The organism is Lactobacillus sp. ESL1191 (genome assembly GCF_058504435.1).
This window is the reverse complement of record NZ_CP196365.1, coordinates 459068-484640: the sequence shown is the minus strand read 5'-3', so window position 1 is coordinate 484640 and position 25573 is coordinate 459068. Positions and strand designations below refer to the sequence as shown.

General features: G+C 43.8%; 21 protein-coding genes. 4 read left to right on the top strand and 17 right to left on the bottom strand.

The window, feature by feature from the left end:
• Positions 1 to 257 precede the first annotated feature (257 nt).
• The 3 genes from argF to ACSYSN_RS02605 all read right to left on the bottom strand — a co-directional run bounded on the left by argF (position 258) and on the right by ACSYSN_RS02605 (position 4952).
• The gene (gene argF, locus ACSYSN_RS02615; protein WP_491712637.1) at positions 258 to 1280 is read right to left on the bottom strand and encodes an ornithine carbamoyltransferase; all 1023 of its coding nucleotides are present in this window, start codon (positions 1278 to 1280) and stop codon (positions 258 to 260) included.
• A 262-nt stretch (positions 1281 to 1542) separates the two neighbouring features.
• Positions 1543 to 3069, bottom strand: coding sequence for an LBA0864 family S-layer associated protein (locus tag ACSYSN_RS02610; RefSeq protein ID WP_491712636.1), 1527 nt, complete (start codon positions 3067 to 3069; stop codon positions 1543 to 1545).
• A 344-nt stretch (positions 3070 to 3413) separates the two neighbouring features.
• Positions 3414 to 4952, bottom strand: coding sequence for a bacterial Ig-like domain-containing protein (locus ACSYSN_RS02605; RefSeq protein WP_491712635.1), 1539 nt, complete (start codon positions 4950 to 4952; stop codon positions 3414 to 3416).
• 157 nt (positions 4953 to 5109) lie between these two features.
• On the opposite strand from ACSYSN_RS02605, the gene ACSYSN_RS02600 reads away from it, so the two are divergent.
• Together ACSYSN_RS02600 and ACSYSN_RS02595 are read left to right on the top strand one after the other, a co-directional pair.
• Positions 5110 to 6552 (top strand): APC family permease, encoded by a 1443-nt coding sequence (locus ACSYSN_RS02600; protein ID WP_491712634.1) that lies wholly within the window; start codon positions 5110 to 5112, stop codon positions 6550 to 6552.
• 94 nt (positions 6553 to 6646) lie between these two features.
• On the top strand, positions 6647 to 7099 hold the full coding sequence (locus ACSYSN_RS02595) for a Fur family transcriptional regulator (RefSeq protein ID WP_491712633.1): 453 nt from the start codon (positions 6647 to 6649) through the stop codon (positions 7097 to 7099).
• Between the two features lie 23 nt (positions 7100 to 7122).
• Here the strand turns inward: ACSYSN_RS02595 and ACSYSN_RS02590 are convergent, their stop codons facing one another.
• Positions 7123 to 8826 (bottom strand): SH3-like domain-containing protein, encoded by a 1704-nt coding sequence (locus ACSYSN_RS02590; RefSeq protein WP_491712632.1) that lies wholly within the window; start codon positions 8824 to 8826, stop codon positions 7123 to 7125.
• Between the two features lie 169 nt (positions 8827 to 8995).
• On the opposite strand from ACSYSN_RS02590, the gene clpP reads away from it, so the two are divergent.
• Positions 8996 to 9580, top strand: coding sequence for an ATP-dependent Clp endopeptidase proteolytic subunit ClpP (clpP, locus tag ACSYSN_RS02585; RefSeq protein ID WP_491712631.1), 585 nt, complete (start codon positions 8996 to 8998; stop codon positions 9578 to 9580).
• A gap of 132 nt (positions 9581 to 9712) precedes the next feature.
• Positions 9713 to 9862 carry a hypothetical protein gene (locus ACSYSN_RS02580; RefSeq protein WP_491712630.1) on the top strand — a complete coding sequence of 50 codons (150 nt, stop codon included), beginning with the start codon at positions 9713 to 9715 and terminating at the stop codon, positions 9860 to 9862.
• A 41-nt stretch (positions 9863 to 9903) separates the two neighbouring features.
• Here ACSYSN_RS02580 and whiA read toward each other — a convergent pair whose 3' ends face one another.
• The 13 genes from whiA to prfB all read right to left on the bottom strand — a co-directional run bounded on the left by whiA (position 9904) and on the right by prfB (position 25507).
• The gene (whiA, locus tag ACSYSN_RS02575) at positions 9904 to 10839 is read right to left on the bottom strand and encodes a DNA-binding protein WhiA (RefSeq protein WP_491712629.1); all 936 of its coding nucleotides are present in this window, start codon (positions 10837 to 10839) and stop codon (positions 9904 to 9906) included.
• 4 nt (positions 10840 to 10843) lie between these two features.
• Positions 10844 to 11872, bottom strand: coding sequence for a gluconeogenesis factor YvcK family protein (locus tag ACSYSN_RS02570; protein ID WP_317637963.1), 1029 nt, complete (start codon positions 11870 to 11872; stop codon positions 10844 to 10846).
• 4 nt (positions 11873 to 11876) lie between these two features.
• Positions 11877 to 12755, bottom strand: coding sequence for an RNase adapter RapZ (rapZ, locus tag ACSYSN_RS02565; protein WP_317637962.1), 879 nt, complete (start codon positions 12753 to 12755; stop codon positions 11877 to 11879).
• 93 nt (positions 12756 to 12848) lie between these two features.
• Positions 12849 to 13391: an HdeD family acid-resistance protein gene (locus ACSYSN_RS02560; RefSeq protein ID WP_491712628.1), complete on the bottom strand. Its 543-nt coding sequence runs from the start codon at positions 13389 to 13391 to the stop codon at positions 12849 to 12851.
• A gap of 51 nt (positions 13392 to 13442) precedes the next feature.
• Positions 13443 to 16295 (bottom strand): excinuclease ABC subunit UvrA, encoded by a 2853-nt coding sequence (uvrA, locus tag ACSYSN_RS02555; protein WP_491712627.1) that lies wholly within the window; start codon positions 16293 to 16295, stop codon positions 13443 to 13445.
• Positions 16285 to 18327, bottom strand: a complete 2043-nt coding sequence (gene uvrB, locus ACSYSN_RS02550; protein ID WP_491712626.1) for an excinuclease ABC subunit UvrB — start codon at positions 18325 to 18327, stop codon at positions 16285 to 16287. The genes uvrA and uvrB overlap by 11 nt, the downstream gene beginning before the upstream one ends.
• Before the next feature lie 96 nt (positions 18328 to 18423).
• The gene (locus ACSYSN_RS02545) at positions 18424 to 20148 is read right to left on the bottom strand and encodes a phospho-sugar mutase (protein ID WP_491712625.1); all 1725 of its coding nucleotides are present in this window, start codon (positions 20146 to 20148) and stop codon (positions 18424 to 18426) included.
• 116 nt (positions 20149 to 20264) lie between these two features.
• Positions 20265 to 21194, bottom strand: coding sequence for a thioredoxin-disulfide reductase (gene trxB, locus ACSYSN_RS02540; protein WP_491712624.1), 930 nt, complete (start codon positions 21192 to 21194; stop codon positions 20265 to 20267).
• A 56-nt stretch (positions 21195 to 21250) separates the two neighbouring features.
• Positions 21251 to 22270 (bottom strand): NAD(P)H-dependent glycerol-3-phosphate dehydrogenase, encoded by a 1020-nt coding sequence (locus ACSYSN_RS02535; protein WP_491712886.1) that lies wholly within the window; start codon positions 22268 to 22270, stop codon positions 21251 to 21253.
• A 27-nt stretch (positions 22271 to 22297) separates the two neighbouring features.
• A complete protein-coding gene (gene lgt / locus ACSYSN_RS02530; protein ID WP_491712623.1) occupies positions 22298 to 23134 on the bottom strand; it encodes a prolipoprotein diacylglyceryl transferase in 837 nt (278 codons plus the stop codon).
• Entirely contained in the window at positions 23135 to 24094 is a 960-nt protein-coding gene (hprK, locus tag ACSYSN_RS02525) for an HPr(Ser) kinase/phosphatase (RefSeq protein ID WP_317637955.1), read from the bottom strand.
• Positions 24095 to 24112: 18 nt separating this feature from the next.
• The gene (locus tag ACSYSN_RS02520) at positions 24113 to 24382 is read right to left on the bottom strand and encodes a hypothetical protein (RefSeq protein ID WP_491712622.1); all 270 of its coding nucleotides are present in this window, start codon (positions 24380 to 24382) and stop codon (positions 24113 to 24115) included.
• 8 nt (positions 24383 to 24390) lie between these two features.
• Positions 24391 to 25507, bottom strand: a protein-coding gene (gene prfB / locus ACSYSN_RS02515) for a peptide chain release factor 2 (protein ID WP_491712621.1) whose coding sequence is annotated in 2 segments (ribosomal slippage) — positions 24391 to 25434 and positions 25436 to 25507 — 1116 coding nt in all. Because the reading frame shifts where the segments join, the coding sequence is not laid out codon by codon here.
• Positions 25508 to 25573: the final 66 nt, after the last annotated feature.

Genomic DNA, 25573 nt, shown 5'->3' with positions numbered 1-25573 from the left:
TCCTACAAATAATTCAAGCAAAAGCATGTTAAGGAGTAGTCGCTATTTTTAGTTACCCCAAGTTTAACTATTTTTAACCAAAAAAATTTAACTTCTAGCTTTTTTCTGTTATACTATTTGAAGTGTTGATTTGGGTCCTTAGTGTAATGGATCGCACGTAAGATTCCGGTTCTTAAAATCTGAGTTCGACTCTCAGGGGACCCATCCCAATAAAACAAAAGCATGAGCATGGTTATTCGCACCTTGCTCACGCTTTTTTATATTTCTCTAGCCAATAAATCGTCCAGGTCTGCATGGAGCTGCTTAACCTCATTCTTGGTGGGGCACTTCAGCTGCGGGTTGAGCAAATAGACAAAAATTGCTCGCATGGCGGCCTTTTTGTTTTCGGATTGTTCCCAGGCAATTGACGAATCACCTTCAAGAACTGCCGCTGTTACTTCCTCGCCGCGATTAGCTGGCAAACAGTGCATTAACTTAACCTCGGGATTGGCCGTCTTTTGTAGCAAGTCTTTATTAACTTGATACCTTGGATAGAAGAGCTTCAAATATTCTTCCTTATCCATTTCCTGATCATACAAACCATACCACACATCCGTATAGATGAAGTCAGCTCCTTTTAAAACCTGGTCATCTTCTGAGACCTCAATCAAGCCGCCACTTTCAGCGGCAAGCTTCTTAGCACGTACTAAAAGGTCTTTGGGCATATGCTTGGACTGGGGCCCATATTGGATGAATTGCATGCCCATCTGAGCACAAAATAGCATTGTGGAAACGGCAACTTGGGTCGCGTCGCCAACAAAGACAATTTTCACCTCAGCCAAATTTTTTCCAACTGGCAGATGCTCTTCAATAGTAATTAAATCTCCCAGGGCCTGAGTTGGGTGGTCTTGGTCACTCATAAAGCTCACTACAGGCACCTTAGAATACTTGGCTAAATTCGTTAATTCCTCGTGACTACTAATCCGAGCACCGAGTAAGTCAAGCAAGTCACCAAGGACACGGCTCGTATCGGCCAATCCTTCATGACCACCCTTGCCCAATTGAATTTGGCCGGGAGCCAGGTATAATGCGTGGCCTCCAAGTTCGGTCATCGCAGCTTCAGCAGAAACCCGGGTTCTAGTGGACGTCTGATCAAAGATCATTCCCAAACTCTTATTCTTTAGCAATTGAGGGTAGTAACCATGGGCAATAGCCTCCTTAATCTTTAGTCCTAGTTCAATTAAATACTGCATTTCCGCTTTGGAAAAATCACAAGTATCAATAAAATCTTTTTTAGGCATGAAAAGTCTCCTTTGGCAAAAATTTTTCTGTCTATTTTTCTGTCTAACGGTTAATAATATAGGACTTCTTGCCTGCTACAAAATAAAATGGCAAAAGCTAATAAAGACTTAAACATTGCATGAAAAATCAAGAAATACATGCATAGTCATGGGCAATATACTCAAGTACCAGTAGTGCCCCTGTTTATCTACTGTTCCAGTTTTTGAGGGACTATGTCCTAGCCAAAAAAGCAGCCCCACTGCGGAGCTGCTTTTTACTATCTTACTTGGTCTTGCCGGCCATTAATTCACCACGCTGGGCAAGTTCTACATAAAGTTTATTACCTGAAACTGACATTCCCTCAATCTCGCGCTTCACCTTCAGCCGGTGCGTTGCTCGGTAAGTGCCATTTTGGGCCACCTTGAAAATGTAGTCATTAAAGCCAATATAAAATTGCTGGTGCTTCTGGTCATAAGTAAAGCCCTGAACTGGCGAATGATTACTGATAAAATCGGTCTTTGTGGCACCGACCTCAACCGGAGTCCAAGTGTCACCACTTCTGGTTACCTTCCAGTATTCGTATAAGTGGTTACTGCCATTGTGAAAGAGGCAGTACATTATGTTGTCATCAACAAAGGTTGCATTGTGAATATAGCGCCCATTGACACCGTTCCAAATTCTGAAACTCCAAACTTGGTTAATTTTCATATCTGACTTGCGAATTTGCAAAATTTCCTCAGAAGCAGTCGAGTTTTTGGCTGTATTGTTATTAGCAATCACATAAATGTACTTAGCCGAAGCACCAATTGCTTGACCATGACCGAGCTTGATGTAGGGGCTCACCTTGATATGAGCAGAATATTTTTTGAAGGTGGACCACTTAAGATTCGCAAGATCTTGTGCTTTGAACTTATTGATTTGTTTTAAGTTATATGAAACCAGGTGGCCCTTTTGACTGTTGCTTGAGTTAAAGAGAGCAACCGTAAAGTTGGAGCCGTGAATGCTAATACCCTCTGGAATCGCTCCGACCTGCCCCATCGAATCAGCTGCTTGGTGGTAACCTAAACTGACAAACCGCGGCTGAAAAAGTTTGGTTTGAAGCGTTAACCCGTTAGACCTAAAGGCATTTGCCCTAGTTTCAACCGTATAGTGGTGCGCAGCGTTCCAATTTCGTGATGAAGATTTGGAACCGCCCTTCCAGGTTGGCACTGCTTGAGGACCCTTTTGAGGAGCTTTATTTGCACTAGCAATACCTTCTTTTGCATCCGCCCGAACTGTCACGTCGGCACTGGCACTAGCTGTCCCATAGTGGTATTCAACCTTTGTTTGTCCAGCGGTGCCAGAATTGATACTGGTCGTCGATACACTAACCTTACTTGGATTAACGGCAGTACCACTAGCATCGGTCACATAGTTAATTGCATCTTTCGGATTAAAGGAAAAGTTCGGATTTTGAACCAGGCTAATCTTCGCCGCCACAGAAATTTGATTACGAGCAAAAAAGGCCTGACTGACCCACCCAAGAGTACGACCATTAACAATGATTTTCCAAAACTTGCCTTTACTCGTTGAAATTGATTGCTTAGACTGGATCTGACTATACTTGAAATACTTGGTTGAAGTAAACTTGCCCGATGGCCCTTGCTTTGAAGCGTGATGGTATATTGCATAAGTACCGCTCCCAGCAATTTTGGTAACCGCCTTGTGATAACTCTTGGCATTTACTTGTGAATTACTGCCAGTAGCCAACAGGCCCAACATAGCCAAGACACTCGCAGCTAGCAACTCGCTTTTAAAACTTTTCCTCATTTATTCTTTCCTTTCAAACCTTCTAATCCCAACCCAAACGCTCAAAATAGTCTTTAGTCAGTGCAGAACCCCTATTTGCACTGCTGGACAACTTATTCCCTACAAGAATCAGTATAAGGCTGGAGCTTGTTTCAACTACATTATGCACTTTTTTCTCAATTTATTCATCAATGGTCAAATGGTTAAATTAGTGGCAGTATAATCTCACTATCGCCTGGGCTTCAGCATATCACAAGACTTGTTACTGCTTTATTTTTATCCTAATTAGATGATTTAGTCATCATAAAAACCCCGAACTTGTCTTAACTTCGGGGTTTCATATTTAAAGACCTGTCTTTTTACTGTTAGTTAGTTCTACCAGAAGTCAGTTCGCCGCGTTGAGCAAATTCGACGTACAGCTTGTTACCTGAAACCGACAAGCCCTCGATTTCTCTTTTGACATTTAAACGATGGGTTTCGCGATAGGCGCCATTTTTAGCAACTTTGAAAATATAGTCATTGAAGCCAATATAAAATTGACCGTGCTCGCGATCATAGGTAAAGCCCTGAACCGGTGACGAATTGCTGATAAAGTCACTATCAGTAGCTCCAATTTCAACTGGTGTCCATGTATCCCCCGATCGGCTGACTTTCCAGTATTCATAGCGGTGTTTGCGACCATTATGGAACAGGCAATACATAGTGCTGTTACCAACAAAGGTGGCATTATGAATATAGCGCCCGGTGTGCTTTTTGGCCGTCCCATTCCAAATTTTGAAGCTCCAGATTTGGTTGATTTTCAAATCTGACTTCCTAATTTGCATAATTTCTTCCGATTTAGTTGAATTTTTAGCGGTATTATTATTAGCAATCACATAAATGTACTTAGCCGATGAGCCGATCGCTTGACCGTGTCCTAACTTGATGTAGGGACTGACCTTGATATGTGCAGCATACTTCTCAAAAGTTTTCCATTTCAAGCCAGGCAAGTTCTGCGCCTGATACTTACCAATCTGCTTCAGATTATAAGAAACGAGGTGTCCTTTCTGATCCTTGCTTGAATTAAACACTGCTACTGTGAAATTTGAACCGTGAACAGCAATCCCTTCGGGAACGATCCCCACCTGCCCCATCTGGTCTGCGGCCTGATGGTAGTCCAGACTGACAAAGCGCGGTTGAAAAAGTTCAGTTCTAAGTGTTAGTCCATTGGCGTAAAAGGTGTTCGGTTTAGTCTCAAAAGTAAAATTATGCTTTGCATTCCAATTTCGCGAGGTTGACTTTGAAGAACCCTTCCAGGTTGGAACGGCTACTGGACCTAAAAAAGGGCCCTTTTTAGCGCGCACAATCCCTTCTTTCGCATTGGACCGTACCGTTACGGGAACACTAGCTTCAGCACTGCCATAGCGATAAGTGACAATTGTTATGCCCGGTGTCCCTGAATTAATACTCGGATTAGAAACAGATACCTTGGCGATATCAACAGCAGTACCAGTTTCATCCGCTACATAATTAATTGCTTCTCTAGAATCAAACGTAAAATCAGCATTTTGCACCAGGCTGACTCTTTTTGCAACTGAAATTTTGTTACGGGTAAAATAGTCTTCGCTGACCCACCCGACAGATCGCCCGTCAACAATGATTTTCCAAAAGGTCCCCTTCTTAGTTACCAGCACTTGCTTGGACTGAATTTGGGCATATTTGAAATGCTTAGTCGAAGTAAATTTACCCTTAGGACCCTTTTTAGAAACACGGTGGTAGACCGGGTAAGTGCTTGTTCCCGGTACCTTTGTCACAGCCTTCTGATAGCTTTTGGCGCCCACTGCAGTAACCCTATTACCAAGCAGTAGAAAAACTAGGGCAACCAAGCTGACTAGTACTGAATTTTTCTTGTGATTTCTTCTCATTTACTGTTCACCCTTCAAAGCAATATATTAATCTTGCCATTTTTGCTGTAATGATTCAACAACTAAATATAACTGTATTAAAAAACAATAGCTTTTTATATGACTTTAGGATAAAATTAAGAGGTTATTAGTTTTTAATTGGGGAGAATTAGAATTTATGATTGATTCACAAAAAAATTCCAAAAAAATGATGTGGACGACCTTAGCAACAATGGCTTTTTCCATTGTTTGGAGCTTTGGTAACGTCGTTAACGGATTTATCTACTTTGATGGTACCAAGGTTATCTTCAGCTGGGTCCTGATTTTCTTACTATTCTTTATTCCATATTCATTAATGGTTGGAGAACTAGGTTCTGTATTCAAGGAATCAGAGGGTGGTGTTTCCTCCTGGATCAATGCCACCATGGGACCTAAGTGGGCCTATTACGCCGGCTGGACCTTCTGGGCTGTTCATGTCGTTTATATTTCTAGTAAAGGCACGGGCGGACTAAGAGGAATGGCCTGGGGCATCTTTGGTAATACTAACTGGTATGACAGTATCTCGACCTCCTGGACCCAACTGGCCACCCTAGCTGTCTTTCTCTTCTTCTGCTGGGTTGCCAGTCGCGGTGTCCCGGTTATTAAAACACTGTCAACCATTGCTGGCAGTTCCATGTTTATCATGTCCATTTTGTTCATCATTATGATGTTTGCAGCTCCGGCCATTAACCCTCACGGCAACTTTATGAGTTTTAGCTGGAACTGGAGGAACTTTATTCCTGATTTTAATGTCAAGTACTTCACTTCTTTGTCAATTCTAGTTTTTGCTGTTGGTGGTGCCGAAAAAATCTCCCCCTACGTTAATAAGCTGAAAGACCCTTCCCGCAACTTTCCCAAGGCGATGCTGGGGCTAGCTGTGATGGTAATGGTCTCAGCCATCTTAGGGACAATTGCTTTGGCCATGATGTTTGACCCAAAAGCAGTTAACGGCCACCTCAATGAATACATTTCAAACGGTCCCTACATGGCTTTTGGAAAATTAGGTGAATACTATGGTGTAGGTGGCCTGTTTATGTACATCTACGCCTGGTGCAATGTCATTGGGCAATTCTCGACATTAGTTATCAGTATCGATGCCCCACTAAGAATGCTCCTAGGTAGTAAAGAAGCTAAAGACTTCATTCCAAAAAAATTACTAAAAGTTAACAAACACGGTGCCTACATCAATGGTATTTGGATGGTTGTTTGTCTTTCTGGTGGTTTAATTGCTGTACAAGCACTAATGCCTAATGCTCAAGATATTATGGCTCAATTAGTTAAACTTAATTCAATTGTAATGCCAATGCGGTACCTTTGGGTCTTTATTGCATATATGGCTCTGCGAAAACAGATAAGCAAATTCCAAAACAAGGATAGCTATCAGATGACAAAACATCAAGGGCTGGCATATACAGCTGGTGTATGGGGCTTCGCAGTGACAGTTGGAGCCTGCCTCTTAGGTATCTACTCAACTGATCCCTTTACCCTGACCTTAAACATTGCTACACCAATCGTCTTGTTCCTATTAGGACTGATTTTGCCAACAATTAAGCACTATCAAGAAACAAAGGTTAAAGGCTAATAGCAATTAAAGATTCTTTAAGTCGCCTAGCAAAAGGCGGCTTTTTTGGTGCGATTAATGATAAACTAATCTTAAACTAAAGGAGATGAATTTTATGGCAGACCAGCTTAATGAGGCTGAAACCTTGCTTAGAAAGAACCAGCTTAAGGTAACCCAACCTCGACTGAAAATTTTACATTATCTGATGACCCACCATAATCATCCAACCGCAGATACTATCTTTACGGCCATTAGCGGTAATGAACCGACCTATCGCGCTACTGTCTACAATACACTGAACAAGCTAGTTGAAGCTGGCATAGTAATTGAAATCAAAAATGGCGATGAATCACTTCACTATGATTTTTTTGTCGAGCCGCACTTTCACATTATCTGCACCCGATGTGGCCAGATTGCCGATGTCTTTTATCCCAACTTTGAAGTGGTTGAAGGCCGCATGCGCACAGAGGCAGAACGGCAGACCGCTTATGTCACTTCTTCCAGTCACCTAGAAATCTTTGGCATTTGTCCCGAATGTCAAGCAAAAACACAAAAAAACAAGAGTTAAAGGCTCTTGCTTTTTTAGTTTATTTAATCGATGTTCATACTTACTAGCAACTCAGCACGTTGTGCCAAGTTGACGTAAAGTTTACCGTCACTGACTGATATTCCTTCAATCTCCCGGCCGGTGTCAAATGAGTATGTATCTTTCAAAGTTCCGTCACGACCAATTTTAAAAATTAGATCATTAAAGGCCAAATAGAAGTTTCGATTCACTGGATCATAGGTAAACCCTTGAACAGGCGAGTTGTTGTTAACAAAGTTGCCATCAGTCTTACCAACTAGCTTGGAATACCAGTTGTCACCCTTCCGGGTTAATTCCCAGTATTCGTAGCAGTTATTCTTAGTATCATGGTAAACCGTGTACATGTCATCGTCTGAGATCATCACGCCATTTTGGAAGTAACGTGGGTTGTTTTCATCACCAACCCAAGTCTTAATTGTCCAAATCTTGTTAATCTGCAAGTCGCTCTTGCGGATTTGAATCAATTCTTCAGAATCAGACGACTCCTTTAACGTGTTGTCATTATTCAAAACATAGATATACTTATCACTAGAACCCATTGCCTGACCGTGGCCAATTGGAATATACGGACTAACCTTAATGTGCTTGACATAGTTATTAAAGTCCTTTTGCGACATTTCCAGCAAGCGTTGCGCATTGTATGGATTAGTCAACTTGTTCAAGTCATAACCAACAATGTGGCCTGAGCTTAAGTAAGTATGACTTAACAAGCTAGTATAGGTCCAACCATTAGAAACCGTAACTCCTTCAGGAATATGCCCAACTCGGTTAATATCGTCATCGGTTGGGTCCTTTACACTCAGCAGAACCGGTTGGTAAAACTTAGTTTTAAGCGTCATCTTACCACTGGTTAAGACGTGCTTATCTGTTTCGGGGCTGTACTCAGTTGGACTAAGATAGTTGATGGACGAACCATAGTGGGTCTTCCAAGCCTTATAGTCATTAGTTCCTGGTTTAGCCTCAACCGCATTCGTTTCGGCAGCATCAGCAACCCCCTCTTTGGTACTCTTTCTGATTGTCACCATGAGGGTGGCCGTAGCTTTCCCATAGGTGAACTTAACTTGGTAAGTTTTGGGTGTAGCACAAGAAATACTCTCGCGCGAAACTTTTACTTGGCTATTATCAATAACTGTTCCCATGTAGTTAGTTACATAAGAAATTGCATCCCTAGGAGAAAAGCTATAAAACTCATTTCTTACCAAAGTCACCTTTTTAGGAACAGCAATCTGATTTCTGGCGAAGTAGTTTTCATTAACATAACCCACTTCGCGCCCGTTAACATAAATACGCCAATAGCGGTATTTCTTAGTCTCAATCAGTTGATCCGACTGGATATGGCTGTAACGGTAATTAATTCCATCAGCAACTTTTTGACTAACCTTACCATTATTAACATTTTTCCAAACCGCATAATTCTTGTTACCAGCAACCTTGGTCATCATGGCATAACCAGTCACCACTTGCTTGGGCTCCTTTTTAGGCTGAGTGATCCGATTCCCACTGGCCGTTCCAGTATTAGTGGTACCGCCTGTATCGTCATCGTCTTCTGACGACTGACTCGAATCATCTTGCGGCGTTTGTGTTTGCGTTTGCGACTGAGTATTATCAGACTCTGCCGCAAAGACCACTGTTGTTGAAAGCTTGGTCGTGATGACCAGCCCTCCAATCAACGCAATCGCAATCGTTGCAATTTTCTTAAAAAGCTTCAAAATATTTCCTCCAAATTCAAACTTACTCATTCCATTATATAATAAGAACATGTTACATAAAATACAAAATTGATACACTTTCATTGACAGTATTTAACGTAAGTGATTTAATTAGCACTGTACTTATTAGAGTGCTAATGATTTTGAACTTAAATCAGGAGGTTAAAACATGCTTGTACCTACAGTTATTGAGCAAACTGCACGTGGTGAACGTGCTTACGACATTTATTCACGTTTATTAAAAGACCGCATTATCATGTTAAGCGGTGAAATTAATGATGACATGGCTAATTCTATTATTGCCCAGTTACTATTCCTTGATGCCCAAGACAACACTAAGGACATCTCCCTGTATATTAACTCGCCCGGTGGTGTCATTACTTCAGGTCTAGCCATCATGGACACCATGAACTTCATTAAGTCGGACGTCTCAACCATTGCAATTGGGATGGCAGCTTCAATGGCTTCTATCCTGTTGACCAGCGGAACTAGGGGAAAGCGGTTTGCCCTCCCTAACTCTACTGTCTTGATTCACCAGCCGCTAGGCGGTGCACAGGGTCAGCAGACTGACATTCAAATTGCGGCTAACGAAATTCTAAAAAGTCGTGAAAAGATTAACAATATCTTGCATGAAACAACTGGCCAGCCCCTCGAAAAGATCCAAAAAGATACCGAGCGTGACAACTATCTTACTGCACCAGAGGCCAAAGATTATGGTCTAATTGATGAAATCATGGTCAACCAAAAGAAATAGTTAGATTTTAGTAAAATGGCCAAACGAAGTCCCGAATTAATTTTGGGACTTTTTGCATGTACGAGATTATTAAAGTATACTTTTACTCAATTTAGGTAGTAAGGTATTGTTCTGCCAGAAAGGAGACAACGAATGGACAAAATCAAACAAGCGCTGTTTTATGCCGGCTTATTTATTACCATCCTAAATAGTCTGGTTTTATCTGACTCCTTATCAATAGTAGTAACAACGCTGGGAGTTGCCATGATTTTGTGCGGCGGTGAAAGTGTTAACTTAAAGTAGCAATGTAAACAAAAAGGAAGCCCTTTTCGGGATTCCTTTTTTTATTCTCCTAGATTCTTAGCCAGTTCATGTATTTTTTTGAACCGGTGGTTGACCCCTGATTTGGAAATTGGCCCATCCGGCACCTGTTCTGCTACCTCTTTCAAAGATAATTCAGGATTAGCCAGTCGCAGCCGGGCTACTCCTTGCAGCTTTTCTGGCAGGTTATCAATACCTATTTTACGTTCAAGGAGTTCGATATCTTCAACTTGCTTAGCTGCAGCCGTGGCTGTTTTTTTTAAGTTAGCCGTGTCACAGTTAACTAAGCGGTTGACCGAATTCCGCATGTCACGCATGATGCGTAGGTCTTCAAAGGCTAGCATTGCATTTAGTGCGCCAACGATATGAAGAAAGTCGCCGATTTTTTCTGCTTCTTTTAAGTAAACGATATAACCCCGCCGGCGCTGGGTCGACTTGGCATTAAGTTGAAAATAATGGTTCATCAGTTTTAGCAAGTCTTCATTATGGTCGGCGTACGCTGAATAAATTTCCAAGTGATAGCGACTAGTAGTCGGATTATTGACACTGCCACTGGCCAAAAAGGCCCCCCGCAAGTACGACATCGCACCCTCACGCGATGCCGTAATCCGTGGCGGAATGCGGGTAATGATACCGGCGGCTGGCGACAAAATTTCCAAGTTAGTCAAAATTTCGCGGACATGGTACTGCAATCGCACCAGGTATTGATTATTTTTTTTCAACTTCATCTTGCGCGAAACAATTAATAGTGGCTCAATGCCATATGCACTCTTAATTAGGGAAAAAATGCGCCGTGCAATGGCCGGATTTTCCGTTGTAATATCCAAACTAAACTTCCGATCATGAAAATTCAAAACGCCGTTCATCCGCAGAAAGGCTGCCAATTCTGCCTTTGCATGCTCAGCATGAATCGGCAGCGACGTTAGCTCCTTCTTCACTTTGCTTGCATAGCTTGCCATTGTTCTACCCCTTCTTGCGCGCCATCGCAGCGTAGGCTAAGTTGATAATCTCTTGGGCCACTTTTTGACCATCATGAAAAACCAGGCCACTGTGCTGATCAATAAAGTCATCAGTAATAACCCGGCACCCTTGCTGACGCAAACCGGCAAAATCATTTTTGACTGGTTCAATGTAGGCATCATAATCAGCTGGATCAAACTTGGACATGTCAATCTTGGCGCCATTTACCAGAGTGGTTGTGATGTAGTTACCACCTAGATGCTGATTAATTACGCCAACATGCTCACTATCAGAAAAGTGGTCGGTTTCACCCAACTGGGTCATGATATTACAAATATAAATCACTTCTGCTCGGGTCTTCCGCACGGCCTCGCCCAAGTTGGGAATCATTAGGTTAGGCAAAATCGACGTGAATAAACTTCCCGGTCCCAGAACAACTGCATCTGCCTGCTCAATCGCCTCCAAAACTGGCTGAACGGCTTCAGGCTGGTCAGCCGACTTAGTATTGGTAACCCAAACCCGTTTAATCCGCTTGTCCATGTCAGTTATTTCTTTTTCACCCACCTGAACAGTGCCATCAACAAATTCAGCATTTAAAGTTAAGGGTTCGTTTGAGGCTGGATAGACGTATCCATCAACTTGCATCATCTTTGACAATGATTGTACGGCATCAAAAATATTACCGTGCATCTCATTTAACGCTGCAATAATCAAATTTCCAATCGCATGTCCAGAAAAGAAGGAATCAGAAGAATCAAACCGATATTGAAAAATATCCTTTTCTTCTTGACTAATATCACTTAAGGAAACCAACACATTACGAATATCGCCAGGTGGCACCACGTTAATGTAATTACGCAGCGATCCAGATGAGCCACCATCATCTGAAACGGTCACAATCGCCGTAATTTCTGCATCCTGATCTTTCAACGAGTTTAAAACAACGGGCAGGCCAGTTCCACCACCGATGACAACCACCTTGGGCCGGCGGCTTTTGGTTATCCAGACCGTTCTTGTAGCTCCTGTAGTCATAATCTTATCCCTTCTTCGTGTAACGGCTGATTTCACGGTGCGTGATGTCAACCGGATAGTCCCTGGCCAGGTCTTGGGCAAGTTGTTTGGCAATTGCTACACTGCGATGCTGGCCGCCCGTACAGCCAATTGCAATCGTCAATTTACCCTTACCCTCTTTGATGTAGCCCGGCAACGCATCCTGTAACAAGTCCAATAATTTTTGGTAGAAGCTGCGAGTTTCCTTTTTTTCCATTACATAGTCAAAAACTCGCTTGTCGAGACCAGTAAAAGGACGCAATTCAGGAATATAAAATGGATTAGGCAAAAAGCGGACATCCATTACAATATCAGCATCAATCGGCATGCCATACTTGAACCCAAAAGACAGCACTTCAATGGAAAAAGGCTGTTCATGTTTTTCGCTAAATGCAGCAAGTAGTTTTTGCCTTAATTCTTTCGGCGTCAAATTAGAGGTATCAATAATGTCATTAGCCCGATTTTTGATACCAGTCAAAACCTGCCGCTCGGCCAAAATGCCATCAAGCAGCCGGCTACTGGTGGCAAGTGGGGGGACCCGCCGCGTCTCCTTGTAACGGGCCACCAAAGCATCATTTGAGGCATCCAAAAAGACTACGGTTGTTTGTACACTACTATTATCTTCAAGTGAATTGACCTCATTTAATAGGTCCTTGTAAAAACTTTTAATCCTTAAATCAAGGACAACTGCCACCTTGGTAAAATCATCTGAATTAATTATCAAATCCCAAAAGCTGGAAAGCAGCGTCGGGGGTAAATTATCAACTACAAAGTAGCCCATATCTTCTAGAGCATGTGAAGCCACTGTTTTGCCGGCACCGCTCATACCAGTCACGATTAGTAACTGCTTTTTCTTATCTGCCATCTTTGCCGCCTCCTTTTAAGCAAATTATAACATACCGGGTGTGCCATAACTTTCCTGAGCATAAAAAAAGACTCTTGAGAGCCTTTTTTCGTTTTATCGGTGGGCAAATGCAGCTAGAATCTCGCCAATACCAAAAAGCAACAGCCAGAATGATACAAGCCAGATTAAGGTTAGCGCCGACAAAGCCGGATTAAACAACAAACTAACCGCAATTAGCAAACCAAGAATATTCAAAACTAAGTTGATCCAGAAGTAGAAACTTGAGATATCCCGCAAGTGCCACGAGAACAGGAGCCCGGAGATTGAGTCGAACAGGAACCAAAAAGCAAATAAATATGCAATAGTCAGCCCCGCTGCGTCATATGAATAAAGGAAAGCAACCCCAATAATAATATCCAAAACCCCAGAAATAATCGAGAGCCAGCTAAAGGAAATAATATAGCGAAAGCGACTATATACCGCTAACCAAACGAAGCCTTGAACAATCGATAGAATTGCAAACAGCAAGACAAAGGCATGCAAGGCTTTATTGGGGTGAAGTATTAAGAACAAGCCCGCGATGATCATTAAAATGCCGGAAATAAAAGCTGCCCAGTTAAAGCCGCGATTTCCCCTGTAACTTGAAAAATTATCCATCTTTTTTCCTCCTTTTCGACTATTCTACACTTTATCTTAAATAAATGAATACTATTTGGTCATTTTTTTAGTAGCCTGCTTAGTTAATGCCGTATCTCGCATTAATACGGGTTTAAGATAACGACCAGTATAACTCTCCTTAACTTCACTTACCTGCTCCGGTGTCCCGGTGGCAACAATTTGGCCGCCTGCTTCACCGCCCTCAGGTCCCAAGTCAATCAGCCAATCTGCACTTTTAATAACGTCAAGATTATGCTCAATTACTAGGACCGTGTTGCCTTGGTCAACCAGACGCTGTAGCACCTCAAGGAGACGCTTGATGTCGTCCGTATGAAGACCCGTTGTTGGTTCATCCAGAATATAAAAATTCTTACCAGTTGATAATTTCTGCAGTTCTGCAGCTAATTTCATCCTTTGGGCTTCACCACCAGACAGTGTCGTTGCCGATTGCCCTAGTTTAACGTAGCCTAAGCCGACATCGACAATCGTCTGCAATTTGCGGGCAATTTTGGGAATCTTTTGAAAGAATTCACACGCTTCGCTAATCGTCATATCAAGCACCTGGGCAATGTTTTTCTTGCGATAGGTCACTTCCATTGTTTCCGAGTTGTACCGACTACCATGACAAACCTCACACGGCACATAGACATCCGGCAAGAAGTTCATTTCAATCTTGATAATGCCGTCGCCGTGACAAGCTTCGCAGCGGCCCCCCTTAACGTTAAAAGAAAAGCGTGCCTTGGTATAACCTCGCAACTTGGCCTCGTTAGTCTGTGCAAACAGTGCCCGAATATCATCGAAAACGCTGGTATAGGTGGCCGGGTTACTGCGCGGTGTCCGCCCAATTGGACTCTGATCAATATCAATGATTTTTTCAATATTTTTATAGCCCGTAATACTTTTATATTTTCCCGGTTTAGTCTGATTCCGGTTTAGCTTTTGGGCCAGCACTCGCTTCAAAATGATGTTAACCAGCGTTGACTTGCCTGAGCCCGAAACACCAGTCACGACCACCAACTTACCTAGTGGAAAATCTACTTTGAGCTGCTTTAAGTTGTTCTCAATAGCACCAGTGATCGTGATTTTCTTGCCATTGCCGCGGCGGCGTTCAGCCGGCACAGGGACAAACTTTTGGCCAGCTAAATATTGGCCCGTCAGCGACTTGGCCCGTTCCTCAACCTCTTGCGGTGTCCCAGCATCCATTACTTGGCCACCATAAGTACCCGCACCAGGCCCCATATCAACCAAGTAATCAGCCTGCCGCATTGTCTCGTCATCATGCTCAACCACAATTAGCGAATTACCTAAATCACGCATCCGTTTCAGTGCCGCAATCAAGCGATCGTTATCCCGTTGGTGCAGACCGATTGACGGCTCATCAAGAACATAAATGACACCCGACAAGTTAGAACCAATCTGGGTCGCCAGCCGAATCCGCTGCGCCTCACCGCCCGACAAGGTATTTGCTGTTCGCGATAAGGTTAGGTAGTCCAGCCCCACGCTATTCAGGAAAGACAACCGATCACAAACTTCTTTTAAGATCGGTTTAGCAACAATTGTTTTTTGCTCATCGAGTTCAATTTCCTTGAAAAAGTCAAGGGCCCGGTTGATTGCAAGCTCTGATGCCTCGGCAATATCCTTATCCATCACCTTAACAGCCAGCGCTTTACGGTTCAACCGCTTGCCATGACAAGTAGGACAGGTTAACTCCGTCATATACTTCCCCATCACATCCCGCATAAACTTAGACATTGGGTGCAGATAGCGGCGCTCCACGTTTTCCATTGCACCTTCAAAAGGAGCAGTTGTATCATTAACCCCAAAATCACCGGTAACGTGAAACTTGATTTTTTTGGTCGACCCATGCAGGATCATTGTTTGCTGTTTAGCTGTTAACTGGGCAAAGGGCTGATCGAGCGGAATCTTAAGCACCGCGCAGGCCTGTTCTAACATCTCACTGTAATATTTAGAATTTTTCCAAGGATCCACTGCACCGTCAGCCAGTGTCTTGTCCTGATCTGGAATAACCAAGTCCTCATCAACTGCTAGCTTAACTCCTAGTCCATCACAGTCAGGGCAGGCACCAAAAGGCGCATTGAAAGAAAAGAGCCGCGGTTCCATCTCCCCCACGGTAAAGCCACACTTAGGACAAGCATAGTATTCTGAAAAGTTCAGCAAGTCGCTTCCAATTACATCAACATTCATGTAGCCATCGGACAAGCGCAGCGTGGCCTCAACTGAATCAAAGAGTCGCGAGCGAATGCCCTCTTTTACGACCAAACGGTCAACAACGATGTCAATGCTATGGCGCTTGTTCTTATCCAAGTTAAAGTCATCACCAATTTCATGCATTTCACCATCAACAATAACACGGACGTAACCTGCCCGCTGAACCCGCTGAAAGACTTCCTTATGACCACCGCGCTTAGCTCTAATAACCGGGGCAAGCAACTGAATCTTACTGCGTTCCGGTAAGGCTAAAATTCGGTCCACCATTTGTTCAACGGACTGCCGTTCAATCACGGTACCATCGTTAGGGCAGATTGGCTGTCCCACCCGTGCCCACAAGAGCCGCAAGTAATCATTAATTTCCGTTACCGTGCCGACGGTTGAACGCGGATTGTGCGAGGTCGTTTTTTGATCAATTGAAATTGCCGGGTTCAAACCGTCAATTGAATCAACGTCTGGTTTATCCATTTGACCCAAAAACTGCCGGGCATAGCTAGAAAGCGATTGGACATAACGTCTGCGACCTTCCGCATAAAGTGTGTCAAAGGCTAATGAGCTTTTACCTGAACCGGACAACCCAGTAATAACAACCAGCTTATCTTTCGGAATCTCAAGGTCGATATCTTTTAAGTTATGTTCGCGGGCACCACGAATAACAATTTGATCATTTACCATTTAATGTCTTTCCCTTTTTCTTAATCGGCTTTCTAGTAGAACTTTCAAGCTCCATAATCGCATCACGCAAGGTAGCAGCCCCTTCGAAGTCCAACTTCTTTGCCGCTTCTTGCATCTGTTGACGCAAGTCCTTAATCATTGACTTCTTCTGCTTGCCAGTTAGTTCGTCGAAGTTCAAATCAGCAAAACTGTCAGTCTCCAAAGTCTCATCAGCTATCTTAGTAGCAGAAATAACCTCCCTGACCGGCTTGACAATTGTCTGCGGTGTCAGGCCATGCTCTTCGTTGAACTTTATTTGCAGCTCTCGCCGTCTTTGGGTTGCCTCGATTGCTTGCCGCATTGAATCAGTTATCGTATCAGCATACATAATTACCTCACCGTTGGCATTACGCGCAGCCCGTCCCATCGTTTGTACTAGCGGTCGATATGCCCGCAGAAAGCCTTCCTTATCAGCATCGAGAATCGCTACCAAGGATACTTCTGGTACATCAATGCCCTCTCTCAGCAGGTTAATTCCAATTAGCACATCGTATTTTCCTAGCCGCAAATCATGTAAGATCTGCATCCGCTCCAGTGTCTTAACGTCTGAGTGCAGGTATTGGACCTTAATGCCCAGATCTTTTAAGTAGTCGGTCAGGTCTTCAGCCATCTTCTTCGTAAGTGTAGTCACAAAGACCCGCTCATTGTGGTCGATTCGGTGATTAATCTCACCCACTAAGTCATCAATTTGGCCTTCAACTGGTTTAACTTTAATTTTAGGGTCGAGCAAACCGGTGGGCCTGATAATCTGCTCAACCTTATGGTCTGTTTTGGCTAATTCGTAGTCACCCGGTGTGGCCGAAACGTACATGATTTGATTAACGTGCTGCTCAAACTCTTCCAACTTAAGCGGACGATTGTCAAGTGCTGACGGCAGACGAAAACCATAGTCAATCAGAGTCTTCTTGCGGTTTCGGTCACCGTTGTACATTGCCCGAATTTCGGGCATTGTGGCGTGTGACTCATCAATTAAAATTAAAAAGTCATCCGGAAAGAAGTCCAGCAAGGTATAGGGCGGTTCTCCTTCCTTTCGTCCCTCCATGTGCCGGGAATAATTTTCGACACCATTGGTGTAGCCTACTTCGCCCATCATTTCCATGTCAAAGGTCGTCCGCTGCTTAATTCGCTCTGCTTCAAGCAGCTTCCCCTGACCCTCAAAATCCTTTACCTGAATTTTCATTTCTTGGGAAATGGCCTTAAGGGCCCGGCGCATTTGCTCATCATTAGTCACAAAGTGGGTTGCTGGGAACAGAGAAATACTTTCACGTTCGCCGATCACTTCACCAGTTAACGAATCCACCTCAACGATGCGATCAATTTCATCACCAAAAAATTCAATGCGGTAAGCATGGTTAGAGTTACCGGCCGGAAAAACCTCGACCACATCTCCGCGTACCCGGAAACGCCCCCGCTGAAAGTCAATATCATTGCGATCATACTGAATGTTGACTAGGTTACGTAGTAGGGTATTGCGGCCGTAATCGTCACCTTCGTGAACTGTAATCACACTAGCAGAATATTCCTTGGGATCACCCAAACCGTAGATACAGGAAACAGAAGCAACCACGATCACATCGTTGCGCTCCATCAGGTCACTGGTCGCCTGGTGCCGCAACTGGTCAATCTCATCATTAATGGCAGAATCTTTTTCGATGTAAGTATCTGACTGCGGCACGTATGCTTCAGGCTGGTAGTAGTCATAGTATGAAACAAAGTAGTCAACTGCATTTTGCGGAAAAAATTCCTTAAATTCACCATAAAGCTGACCAACCAAGGTCTTATTGTGTGAAATAACTAAAGTGGGCTTGTTCAGATTGGCAATCACGTTGGCCATGGTAAAAGTCTTGCCCGTCCCCGTGGCGCCTTCAAGAATCTGCTCACGGTAGCCTTTTTTAAAGCCGTTCGTTAGTTTATCAATAGCCTGTTCCTGGTCACCAGCTGGTTGAAACTTGGACACAAGTTCGAATTTACGCTTATCTTGTCGTTTAATCATTGAATGGCTCCTCGTAAAAAAGTTGGACGAAAAGCCCAACTTCAAGTTCATACATTAATTCTACGCTATCGAACGTATTTTCGCACAGATTTTGCTTTATTTCAACAATTTAGCCAGAGCACCTTGATAGTCGGCAGCTGCTTGTTCTGCAGCCTTAATATCGGGCTTGTTAACTCCAACATAAGCCTTGATTACGGGCTCTGTACCTGATGGTCTGAGCGCCAACCAGGTCTCATCTGCCAAAAAGTACTTTAGCACATTTGACTTTGGTAAGCCGGTCATTACCGTAGTCTTTTGCGCGGTTGTTTCTTGCTGCATCAAAAAGTCTTGCGTCTTAACTACCTTGACCCCAGCAATTGTCTTCAACTGCTCTTTACGCAAGTTGGCCATAAGCGCAGCCATCCGCTTTTGTCCACCAATTCCTGGCATTTCAATTGCCTTAGTGATTTCATAAGATGTACCATACTTGTGCCAAATTTCCATTAAGCCGTCAAGCACGGTCATCCCGCGAGCAGCATAATATGAGGCCACTTCGGCAAACATAAGGGCACCCTGCATTGCGTCCTTGTCACGCGCAAATGGCTTAAACAAGTAACCATAGCTCTCTTCAAAGCCCATCAAAAACTTACCATCATGGTCTCTAGTCATCCGGTCAATTTCTTCACCGATAAACTTAAAACCAGTCAGAACAGACTTGGTCTTAATTCCAAAATCACGCGCAATCTTCAGTGGCATACTGCTCGAAACAATGGACGTAATCAGCTCATAATCGCTGCTTAGTTGGTTCTGCTTTTTCAGGTTAAGCAATAAGTAGTTAATCATCAAGGTCGCAATCTGATTACCAGTCAAAACTTGAAAATCACCATCATTTGTTCTGACACAGGCTCCCATGCGGTCAGCATCTGGGTCAGTAGCAATAATCAGGTCAGCACCTTGGCGGTTAGCCAGTTCAATCCCCGCATCAAAAACATCACGATATTCCGGGTTGGGTTTTTGGGTAGTGGGAAATTCAGGATCCAAAATAGACTGGCTTGCTACCGGAATCACATTAGTAAAACCGCTTTGCCTAAATGCCCGTTCATAGAGCATTTTGCCCGTCCCATGCAGCGGTGAATAGACCAATTTTAACTTGTTCGCATTTTCCTTAATTAGCCTAGTATCAACATTAACGGTCTTTAATTCAGCCAGGTAATCCTCGTCGACATCCTCACCAATTAATTGCAATAAGCCCTTGGCCCTGAGCGTTTCGACCGCCTCAGCCTTGACCTTAAAGATGTCATCTACTTTTTGCAGATACTTAAAAACTCGGTCAGCATGTTCTGGTCCCATCTGCGCACCGTCTTCACCGTACACCTTGTAGCCATTATATTCTTTGGCATTATGGGAAGCAGTGATATTGATACCAGCAAAGGTGCCTAGGTGGCGCACAGCATAAGACAGTTCCGGAGTTGGCCGTAGGTCATCAAAGAGATAAACGTGAATACCATGCGCACCCAAAACACGTGCAGCATGTTCAGCAAATTCTCGTGAATGATAACGCGAGTCGAAAGCAATCACCACGCCACGCTTTTGCGCCGCTACGCCCTCCTCGTCAATTAACCGCGCTAACCCCTCGGTTACACGACCAATTGTAAAGAGGTTGATGCGGTTGGTGCCAGGTTCAAGGCGCCCTCTCATGCCCGCTGTCCCAAAGTTGATATCCTGCCCAAAAGCATCACTAATCCAACCAGGATTTTGACCTAGCTCTGTTAGTTGCAATTGTAAATAATCGGGTATATTTTTTGCATCTTGCCATTTGTGAAAAGCTTCTTCTGCGTTCATTCCAGCATCTATCCTCTATTTCTACCGTAATTAATTTGCTAGTTTCTATTTTAACATTTATCTGCTATCCAATCTTAAAAATAAAAGAATTCACCTAGTGGTGAATTCTTTTTACTTTAACGATCCTGCAAATCTTGCAGGTAATTGTAGGCCGCTTGCCCAGCAATACTGCCATCACCAACTGCATTAGCAATCTGACGCAGATCTTTAGCACGAACATCACCGAGCGCAAAAACGCCGGCAACCTTGGTCCGCATATGCTCATCAGTTGGAATCCAGCCCTTTTCATCGGTCACGCCTAAGTTTTTAAAGGGTGCGGTTTGCGGAATTACTCCAACATAGATGAAGACACCGCGCACGGGCAACTGCTTCTTGACACCGCTGACCTTATCCTGGTAGGTCACGCCTGTTACCCGGCTGCCATCCCCGTCAATTGCCGCGGTTAAACCATTCCAGATGAAGTGCATCTTATGATTGGCAAAAGCCCGCTTTTGCAAGGTTGGCTGTGCCCGTAACTGATCGCGGCGGTGAATTACCGTCACTGACTTGGCACTTTGAGCGAGGTAAATCCCCTCTTCAATCGCAGAATCACCACCACCGATCACCGCAATGTCTTCATCCTTAAAAAAGGCTGCATCACAGACGGCACAATAAGAAACGCCCTTACCAGAATATTCCTCTTCACCCAGAACGCCTAGGTGACGGTGGTCAGCCCCAGTGGCAATGATTAACGCCGGAGCACTGTATTCACCCGCATCAGTCTTAACCACCTTGTTTTCACCAGCTAGCGTAACGGACTGAACATCACCATATTCAAACTCAGTCCCAAATTTCATAATTGAATTGTACATCTTTTCGCCCAGTTCTGGCCCTTTAATTTCGCTGAAGCCGGGGTAGTTGTCAATTGCATCGGTGTTGTTCATCTGACCGCCGTATAGTCCCCGGTCAAGTAACAAGACGGAGAGGTTGGCGCGAGAAGCATAGAGAGCTGCTGTTAAGCCGCCTGGTCCAGCTCCAATAATAATAACATCATATTTTTTAGTCATTTTTTCCCCTGAACCCTTTCTTATTTAAAGTAAGTAAATCTTACAATGAAACGCGCCTAAAGTCTAATTTCTTGTTTAGGACTGCGACCCATCATCTTGGTAATTTCATCGTCAACGTTACAATTTTCATACATCACCCGGTAGATCGCCTCGCTAATCGGCATATCAATTTGCTTTTCCTGACATAGTTCATGCACCGCCTTGACCGTGGTTGCACCCTCAACCACTTGACCCATGTTTTCGAGAACATAATCTAGGCTCTTGCCTTCACCTAATTGCTTACCGCACCGCCAGTTACGTGAGTTGACAGAAGTACAAGTCACAATCAAATCACCGATACCGGCTAAGCCGCTGAATGTCATTGGTTGGGCACAAAAATAATTAACACCAAGTCTAGTAACTTCGGCCAATCCTCTAGTCATAAGTGCTGCCTTGGCATCATCGCCATAGTGCTTACCCACTAAAATCCCGGCTGCAATCGCAATCACGTTTTTGACGGCACCAGCAACTTCGACCCCAACCAAGTCATCATTAGTGTACAAGCGGAAATAATCATTTGAAAAAATTTGCTGAACCTGCTGAGCATTGCTGGAACTGGTGGAGGCACAAGAAATTGCCGTCAAATCCTTTTGTGCAACACTTTCAGCGTGACTTGGACCAGAAATAGCCACAATCTTGTCCTGGTCGTTGGGATAGATCTCTTCACTCAGAATATCAGAGATCAGCTTCTTAGTTCCGGGTTCAATTCCCTTGGTAGCTGTGACTAGGAGTGGCTTACTGCCAGTTTGAATTAAAATCTTACCGACGTTTTTAGCAACTGATCGAATTGCTTGCGTCGGTAAAACAAAGAGCACTAGCGCTGCACCGTCCAGGGCCTGGGATAAATCCCCAGTTGCCCGGGTTGTTTCATTGAGCTGCCAATCTTTCATATAGTGGTCATTGGTGTGGTGGTCATTGATCTCCTGGTTAACCTCTTCGTTGTTACCAAACAGCACAACCTCATTACCATTATCAGCAAGCATTGAGCCTAAGACTGACCCCCATGAACCTGCTCCTAAAACTGCTATTTTCATTATTTTATCCAAACTTTCTTAAAATATTAGCTAATCTCTTGTATAGGGATACTTGAGACCACTGCCATCCAGGTACCACTTCGGCTTAACCACCATCCGGCGGTATACAAACAAGGCGATTACCGCGACTAACAAAACCAGGCTCAACATCTGCGACACCCTAATTGTACCTGACAGGTACAGGCTGTCGGTCCGCAGTCCTTCAACAAAAAAGCGGACAACGGCATACCAAGCCAGGTAGAGCATGAAGACTTCACCTTGCTTGAATAAGTGTTTTTTATGCCTGAGGGCTAAGATGATAACTAACCCAAGCAAATTAAAGCACGATTCATACAAAAAAGTTGGTTGGTAGTAAACACCACCAATCTTCATTTGATCAATGATAAATGCCGGTAAATGCAACCCTTGCAAAAAAGCCTGCGTTGTCGGACCACCATGGGCCTCTTGATTGAAAAAGTTGCCCCACCGTCCAATAATTTGGGCGGCCATTACCCCGGGCGTGATTACATCAAGAATTAAAAAGGGCGGGAGCATCCTTTTATAACAAAATACCAGTAAAACGACTAAGCCGGCAAGTAATCCGCCATAGATGGCAATTCCGCCATTCCAAATGGCAATAATTTGGTCAGGATGTTGGGCGTAATAAGGCCATTCGAAAATCACGTAATAGAGTCGCGCACCAAGATAACCTAGTGGCACTGCCCAGAGCAACAGGTCCAGAAAGTCATCACTGGCAATCTGCCTTTTTCTACCTTCAACAATGGCCATTGAGACTGCTAAAATAATTGCGCAGGCCATAATTACGCCATACCATTTAACGCTTAACCCGCCTAAATTAAAGGCCACTGGGCTGATTGTTAACATCATTTAATTCTTATCCTTCGGTGAATCTTCTTTTGCATTTTCTGCAATTAGGTTAGTCAGGTTATGGTCAAAGGTCGCGGTCGCATTATGCCCCATCTTCTTTGCCCGATAATTCATCACTGCAATTTCAATAATATCTTCCATGTTGCGCCCAACTTTAACGGGAATCGTGACTTGTGGCACCTCAACATTGCAAATATCACGCTTGCTCTCCTCAAAGCCAAGCCGATCATAGTTAGCTTCCTTGTTCCAGTTAACTAGTTTAATAACTAATCTAATACTTTCACGGTTTTTTACCGCACCAACGCCAAACAAGTCCATTACATCAATAATTCCAATCCCGCGAATTTCCATCAGGTGCTTTAAAATTTGCGGTGACTCCCCCATAACCGTTTCAACGTCTTTTTGGTAGACGTCGACCCGGTCATCGGCAATTAAGCGGTGCCCGCGATGAATTAAGCCTAGGGCCGTTTCCGACTTTCCAACGCCAGAATCCCCCGTCAACAAAACACCCAAGCCCTTTACTTCAACCAATACGCCGTGAATTGTATCACGTACCGCCAGGCGTTCACGCAGGTATTCCGTCAGAATGCTCGAAACATAAGTGGTCGACTCACTCGAAGACAAAATCGGGATTTGCGCTTGCTCAGCCGCTGCTACCAATTCTGCGGGCACCCGCAGCGAACGTGAAACAAAAAAGCACGGTGTGTGGGGACTGCACAATCTAGTAAAGACCCGAACGAGGCTTTCATGATCAAGTCTTGCAGCATATGAAATCTCGGTGCGGCCGAGCAGTTGAATGCGCCTTTTCGGGTAAAAATCAAAGTATCCGGTTAACTCCAAGCCCGGTCGGTAGATATCAGACACCGTAATTTCCTGGTTAGCAATATATTGCTGCCCATGTACGACCTGAATAATCTTATTATCACGAATCAGATTTTTTAATTTTACTGCACTTGCCATCTCAAACGTTCCCCCAGCCTACTTGTCAACATCCTTGGTTTCTGCATCACGTACTTTTTTACGTTTAGGTCTATCACTGTTTCTGTCTGGCCACTCATCATCTTGAAAACCCGGGCTACTTGAGCCGCTATGGCGATCATCCTTGGTAAAGTGGTTAATCAGCCAAATAATGACAGCTATCACCACCACTGCGGGTAAGAGCATCAAGAAAATATGAAAAACCGCAAAAAACATGCTTAAAATAATTACCGCTAAGAGCACAATACCAATAATTCCCCAAAAAGTCATTTTCTCACCTATTCTGGATTATCCTGACTAAGCAACCATTGCAAGTAACTGTATACAAATGGCTGCAGCTTACCATCCATTACACCATTTGTATCTGAAGTTTCATAGCTGGTACGTAAATCTTTAACTAAATTATAAGGATGAAAAACGTAGGACCTGATCTGCGAGCCCCATCCGTTTTCCATTTGATCACCCTTAAGCACCTCTTTGTGCTGCCGCTTTTTTTCTTCTGCTAAATGAAAAAGTTTTGCCCGCAGTTCATTCATTGCGGTTTCACGGTTCTGCAGCTGAGACCGTTGGGCCTGTGAAGTAGTCACCAAGCCGGTCGGCAGGTGGGTAATTCGCACTGCACTGGATGTTTTATTAATATGCTGGCCACCGGCCCCACTTGAACGATAAACATCAATACGCAAATCTTTTGGATTAATGTCAATCTTGATGCTATCATCAATTTCCGGAATAACTTCAACCGCAGCAAAAGAAGTGTGCCTTCTCTTGGCTGAGTCAAAGGGGGAAATTCGCACCAAGCGGTGAACCCCATTTTCTGACTTGAGTAGACCGTATGCATTCTTGCCCGAAATTTTTGCACTGACACTTTTTAGGCCAGCCTCCTCGCCAGGTTCATAGTTGTTAAGCTCAAATTTAAAGCCCTGAATGTCCGCATAACGTTGATACATTCGCAAAAGCATTTGTCCCCAATCCATCGCTTCAGTACCACCGGCACCAGGGTGAATTTCCAGCAGTGCATTGTGGCTATCGTACTTATCGGACAAGAGCAGATCCAGCTCATAGTGATGAAATTCTGTCTTTAGCCTGACCAGATTTTCTTCAACTTCTTTTTGTAAGTCCTGATCAGCTTCCTCTCGCAACAATTCAACTGCGGTCAGCTCGTCTTGATAATTCTGCTCCAGACTCTGGAAGGAATCTCTTTTTTCTTTTAATAAGTTGGTTGCACTAATCAACTCTTGGGCTTGCTCTTGATGATCCCAGAAAGTTGGTTCCTGCATCTTGTTTTCGTTAACAAGGATGCTCTCATTAATTGCATCCAGGTCAAAGAGACCCCCTAAAGTGATCTAGACGACGCTTCAGCTTATCTAGTTCGCTTTGAATTTCGCTTAGTTCCATTGTCAAATTTTCTCCTTTGTCCCTCTTAGTAAAAAGGAGAAAGCTTCTGCTTTCTCCTTAAAATTA